Source organism: Pedobacter sp. 01N416 (genome assembly GCF_056399685.1).
In genome coordinates this window covers 1-4,610 of record NZ_JBFTRT010000418.1, presented here as the reverse complement: position 1 = coordinate 4,610, position 4,610 = coordinate 1, and the positions used below count along the sequence as shown (strand labels likewise).

5 protein-coding genes are annotated in these 4,610 nt (G+C 33.4%); 4 read left to right on the top strand and 1 reads right to left on the bottom strand.

Features of this window, described 5'->3' with window-relative positions; translation table 11 throughout:
- Positions 1–251: 251 nt before the first annotated feature.
- The gene (locus tag AC1DND_RS20335; protein ID WP_477584398.1) at positions 252–497 is read left to right on the top strand and encodes a hypothetical protein; all 246 of its coding nucleotides are present in this window, start codon (positions 252–254) and stop codon (positions 495–497) included.
- 36 nt (positions 498–533) lie between these two features.
- Here AC1DND_RS20335 and AC1DND_RS20330 read toward each other — a convergent pair whose 3' ends face one another.
- The gene (locus tag AC1DND_RS20330; protein ID WP_477584396.1) at positions 534–2,387 is read right to left on the bottom strand and encodes a PAS domain-containing sensor histidine kinase; all 1,854 of its coding nucleotides are present in this window, start codon (positions 2,385–2,387) and stop codon (positions 534–536) included.
- Positions 2,388–3,085: 698 nt separating this feature from the next.
- On the opposite strand from AC1DND_RS20330, the gene AC1DND_RS20325 reads away from it, so the two are divergent.
- The 3 genes from AC1DND_RS20325 to AC1DND_RS20315 all read left to right on the top strand — a co-directional run.
- Entirely contained in the window at positions 3,086–3,655 is a 570-nt protein-coding gene (locus AC1DND_RS20325) for a UbiX family flavin prenyltransferase (RefSeq protein ID WP_477584394.1), read from the top strand.
- A gap of 50 nt (positions 3,656–3,705) precedes the next feature.
- The gene (locus AC1DND_RS20320) at positions 3,706–4,251 is read left to right on the top strand and encodes a hypothetical protein (RefSeq protein WP_477584392.1); all 546 of its coding nucleotides are present in this window, start codon (positions 3,706–3,708) and stop codon (positions 4,249–4,251) included.
- Between the two features lie 229 nt (positions 4,252–4,480).
- Positions 4,481–4,610: hypothetical protein (locus AC1DND_RS20315; protein ID WP_477584400.1), on the top strand; the 130-nt coding region annotated here is incomplete at its 3' end.

Sequence of the window (4,610 nt, the reverse complement as noted above, 5' to 3'; positions counted from 1 at the left end):
GATTAATTCAGTTAATAACACGCACAAGCTCGATTTGGTTCAATAAAAATAGTTTTTTTTATTTGTAATAACAATTTGTAAACCAGCTGTTTGAAAAAAAAATAACATTTCAATCATAATTAAAATAACGTCAAAATCGTTCATTCTCTTCTATTAATTCGTTTTAGTAATCATAAAAGGTGTAAGAAATATTAATAATTATACAAAAAAATAATTTTATGTATCTTTAATTATACGTAAAATGACTATAATTGTCTGTTATTTATAAAAAATATTCTGTAATGGGCGATATGAGGAAGGGAGACGTTACTCAAATTGACTTTGAATATGGACACGGAATCATTATTGACGAAAATGGCCAGGATATTCACTTTCAATTAGATAATATATCTGATCAAATTAATATAAATTCGAAAATAATTTTTGAAATAGAATTACACAAACGTGGTTTGGTAGCGGTTAATGTTAAATTAGAAATGGAAGAAATAAGAGGTTAGTTTCACTTGCCCAAAGTAAATTAATGTTAAACATTATTATAGGTCATTTGCAGCGGGTAAGCTGAAATAAAATGTAGAACCTTTACCCAATTTGCTTTCTGCCCAAATTTTTCCCTGATGTCTTTCAATTACTTCGGCACAGATATACAGGCCAACACCAAATCCTGCAATTGTTTTAGTGTCGGGGCTCTCTACGCGGTAAAAGCGGTCAAAAAGTTTGGGTATATCATTTTCCCCAATGCCTATACCTTCATCTTCCACACTAACAACTACATAATCCTTTTGTGTTTCGCACTTTATCGCAATTAAAGAGTTCTTTTTTGAGTATTTCGCTGCATTTCCAATCAGGTTAGTGATCACATTGCCGATTTTCTCCATATCGGCATTTACAATCATTTCTTCCGTACCAATCACCTGGATGAAATGGCTGGGTAAAACAATTCTATTTTCTTCAGCTATGGTTTTAATCAAATGAACTAGGTCAAAATTTGTTTTGTTCAATAAAATTTTGCCAGCTTCAAGTAAGGATACATTTAAAAAGCCATCAATCATTAACGACATTCTTTTTAACTGAACATTTACCTTGTCAAGTATCTGAATGGTGAATTCGTTATCCGTTTCTTTAAATTTATGCTGTAAAAGTTGTACATAAGCACTTAACGATGTTAATGGAGTTTTAAGCTCGTGACTTACCATACCGATAAAGTCGTTTTTTCTAATTTCGTCCTGTTTATGTTCTGTAATATCCAAAACAGCTCCGGCAATATAAACGGCTTTTCCTTGTTCGTTATAATAGGCTTTTCCTGCTGTTCTTAACCATTTGCTTTTAGCGCTTATGCCATTCAGATTAATCTGATATTCGATGTTAAAAGCATTTCGATGGTGTAATGCACGTCTGATGCCACTGGTAAGGTGCCCGATGTCTTCCATAGATATCAATGATTTGGCTTCTTCTATACCCAACCTGTTATTTTCCAGTTCGTAAATTTGTTGTGCCCTTTCCGATAAAAGTATCTGTTTGCTTTCCAGATCGATATTCCATGAACCCATTTCTGATGCATCCATGGCTATTTTTAAAATGTCTTTAGCTTTAAGTAGTTCTTTTTTAAAATTTACCTGCTCCGTAATATCTTTGATAATCACTAAAATTCTGCTTACTTCATTTTTATCATTTTTTAACGGCTCATAAAAAGCTATAAAATAACCGTCTGAAATAGGTGTCGAAATTTTTAATTCATTGATTGTTAAGGGTTGGCCGTTTTTAAAAATATCTTTTACATGGGCTACAAGTGCTTGTTGTTTTTCGAGCTCTGGTCGTGCCTTTTCTTGTGGAATCCCGATTACTTCTTTCCTTGTCTTGCCCCAAAGTTTTAATATATTATCGTTTGCATATTCTGTAATAAGCTCCGGACCTTTTAATACGCACATGCCCAGAGGGGCCTGCTCAAAAAATCCTCTGAAACGTGCTTCACTTTCTGAAAGTTCAAATAAAATATGCTCAAGGTCATTTTCATCTAACGGAATTTCCCTTAATGAACAGATGATATATTCAACCGGGCGATCGTTTTGTAATACCGGCGAGAATTCCAATTCCCATTTTACATTTGGCGAGTTAGAATAGATGGGATGAATAACCAGTGTAGCTTTTGCTTTAAGCTCACTTACTTTCTGAACTGTTTTAATCAGAAGTACCTTTTCAGTAGCAGACAGGAGGTTTGGGATAATGTTAATATCATAGAATTTTAATTTTCCACCAATCCGCCCAATTAAAGCTTGGTAAGCATCGTTATGTTCTACCACCACCAATATCGGTTTTACCTTAAAAATAATTATGGGGTTCTTAGAGTGTTTTAACAGTGCTTTTAAGAATGGAGAGGCTAAATCTATCATAAATTTAAGTTGACACTTTTTCAAATATAATCGTTAAGCAGCTAATCACCAACCGATTTGTAAGGATGATATAATATTTATCATACAGAACGGTATAAATAGTAAGTGTGATGTTTTTCTGTTTGATTGTAAGTTGTTGTGGTTCAGTATTTAGTCGCTGGTCTGTTATCGTTAAACATTCATACATATAAGGGAGTATAAAAAATGGTATATAATATTTCGTTTGCTCTTCAGTTACGAAAGAGCATTCATTCGAGATTATATTTGTAAAATCGCCAGAATGTTTTTATGCAATCGAATTGATTTTATGTTATATCAATATGAAAAAATTGTAAAGTCAAAAGTGTAAAAATCAGTAGCCTAATTATAAAGTAGGACCTTACTTGGTGTTTGTGACTGATTTGTAAGACAATCTTAAGCGAGAATTTGTTGAAAATGATGTCTTTTTAAGTAGAAAAAAAGCTTTTATGTATTTTTTCTTTAAAATTATTTATCTGGTAATCAGTTATTTATGTTTTGTTTTTAAATTAAATGTTTGATTTAAGCGATTTAACATTTCTTGCTTAAATTTTTTTAAAAATTTATATATATTTGTTCTTACCCTTTCGAGGGTATGTTTTTCATAGGTAGATGTAGGGTCAGAACAATGTTCTGGCCCTTTTTTGTTTTAATGGATTTAGAAAAACTATTTTTGTGTTATGATGAAAAAGAAAGTGATTGTTGCGGTTACAGGGGCCAGCGGTTCTATTTATGCAAAAGTTTTATTTGATCGGTTATTAACATTAAAAGATCAGATTGAGGTTGTTGGTGTAGTGATGAGCGACAATGCAAAAGCGGTTTGGCAATTCGAACTGGGAAACCAGGATTATAACCATTTTAAAGACTTTACCTTTTATAACAAAAACGATTTTAATGCTCCTTTTGCCTCAGGGTCGGCAAAATACGATACCATGATTATTATTCCTTGTTCTATGGGAACTTTGGGTAGGGTAGCACATGGAATATCGAACGATTTGATTTCAAGGGCAGCAGACGTTGTGTTAAAAGAACGCAGGAAATTAATAGCTGTAGTAAGAGATACCCCGTTCAGTTTAATCCATATCAACAATATGAAAACCGTAACCGAAGCGGGTGGAATCATCTGTCCGGCCAATCCGTCTTTTTACAGTTTGCCTCAAACAATAGAAGAAGTTGCCGGTACGGTAATTAGCCGGGTGTTAGACCTGGCAGGTTTCGAGCAGGAAAGTTATCGGTGGCAGGAGCAGTAATTGGTATTTTGCCAAAGTTTAAATATTTTTGACCGATTTAAATCAAACTCATGAAACTATTTTTACGCTCTATCTTATGCTGCGCAATGTTATGCCCTTTTTTTTCTCAGGTTAAGGCCCAGCAGGATTTTCTGATTAATTCAAAAAACGACACTTTAAAAGGTGAAATAAAAAAACAATTTATTGGTTTTTATAGATTCAAGCCAGAAGGAGGCACCAGTTTTAATAAGATCCCAATGCGCGAGACAAAAGAATTTTATAAGGTAGAAAAAGAGATAAATTATCTTGTTAAAGTACGTCCCGACAAAAGAAGCCCTGACTTTTTACAAAGATTGGTTAAAGGCAAAATTGATTTGTTCGAATATTACAGACAGAGTGGTAATAATCAGGTTGATATTGTTTGGTATGCAAGTAAAGAAAATGGAGAACTGTTTGAGGTAAAAAGCAACCATATCTTCGGTTCTCGCAATGATCGCAAAGATAGGTTATACAACTTAATAAGTGATAAACCAGAACTTTTAGAGAAATTCAAAAAAGATGATAGTTATAGCTTTGAAGCCGTAAAAGAATGCATTAAACTATACAATTCAAATTAAATAGCCGATACCCCCATGCTAAAATTAAGCTTTATTATAGTCGTTTTATTAGTTTCAGGCATATGTTTGTCTGGCTGTAAAAAAAGAGCCTGCCCTGAAGGAATGCACGAGTTGCGTTTAAAGGATGGTACTACTATATGCGTTCCAAACAATTTATAGTCTGTAATTTGTCAGTTCTCAAAACTCAAAACCAACAACTCCGAACAAATTTCCTATCTTTGCAGCCTCAATGAAAAAGGTCGCATTTTATACATTAGGTTGTAAACTAAATTTCTCTGAAACATCAACTATTGGTCGGTTATTTACCGATGCGGGTTATGCTGTAGTAGAGTTTCAGGATCAGGCCGATGTTTATGTGA